Source organism: Streptomyces sp. NPDC057010 (assembly GCF_042673805.1).
Lineage (GTDB): Bacteria > Actinomycetota > Actinomycetes > Streptomycetales > Streptomycetaceae > Streptomyces.
Genome location: NZ_JBHUSC010000141.1, coordinates 1 through 1,132 on the forward strand (window position 1 = coordinate 1; position 1,132 = coordinate 1,132).

Genomic DNA, 1,132 nt, shown 5'->3' on the forward strand with positions numbered 1-1,132 from the left:
GTTGCAGTCGGTCACAGATGAGTTGACGCGTTGCTACGGGGAAATGCTGGCCAGTGTCAGCCAGGCTCTGCTGTCCGCGCTCGACCATGAAGGTCGAACACTGGAGTCACTTCACCTGCGTGCGATTACGGTCAAAGGGATCACTGGCGACTTTCGTCTAGATGCCTTTGCTGGTCGGCTTGAGCAGTTTGACGGTTCACAAGCGGCCGTTGAAGGCCTGATCAGTCTGGCCGTAAGTAAACCCAGTATCAGCTGGGTCGACCGAGACATCGATGCCGCGATCTTGCAGCTGAGTAATTGGGCAATCGAATTTCGTAGGGCAGAGGCAATGGCGACTCTACGGGGCCGGCCATCGACGCGTCGGGTAATCGGCGTAGTGTTTGGAGCCAGTCATGGGAACGACGTGACCGGTACGGTTGACGTGTCCGAATCCGATATTCCGGCAGTAGATGATTTGGTAAAACGGGTTCTCGCAACCGTCTATCAAGAAAAGCCGGAAATCGTTTTGGCCGCGCTTGCTGAGGCTGGTGCGCTGTTGATGAAACAGTCGAAAAAGGAGGCAGCCTGATGGCCGAACGACATGTACTCGGATTGTCTGGCGGGAAGGACAGTGCTGCGCTGGCAATTTTCATGCGGCAACACTTTCCAGAACTCGATATACACTATTTCTTTACCGATACCGGAAAGGAACTTCCGGAAGTCTATGAATTTCTTGGTCGCCTTGAGGGGTTCCTTGGCCGACCGATTGAATATCTAAATCCGAACCGCGGCTTCGACTTCTGGCTTCGACAGTACAATAACTTCCTCCCTTCGCCAAACACGCGTTGGTGTACGCGCCAGCTCAAACTCGAGCCGTTTAAGCGTTGGGTACGGCCGTGGCTCAATGACGGAGACACTGTCATTAGCTATGTAGCGATCCGCGCGGACGAGGATCACCGGGAAGGCATGGTCGCTCAGCACGAAAACATGCACGTTCGCCTGCCGTTTCGCGAACACGGCATCGATAAACCGGGGGTAATCGAAATTCTGGAGGCCTCCGGTCTCGGTTTGCCTGCATACTACGGCTGGCGGTCCCGCAGCGGCTGCACCTTCTGCTTTTTTCAACAAAAAATCGAGTGGGTGCGGCTTAAGC

General features: G+C 54.9%; 2 protein-coding genes. Both read left to right on the forward strand.

All coding sequences use genetic code 11. The features are described 5' to 3' along the window. A partial coding sequence (locus tag ACFTXQ_RS36655; protein WP_382650017.1) for a hypothetical protein occupies positions 1-568 on the forward strand: 568 nt, incomplete at its 5' end. Further along, positions 568-1,132 (forward strand): phosphoadenosine phosphosulfate reductase family protein (locus tag ACFTXQ_RS36660; RefSeq protein WP_382650020.1); only part of this gene is annotated, 565 nt, incomplete at its 3' end. The genes ACFTXQ_RS36655 and ACFTXQ_RS36660, both read left to right, overlap by 1 nt.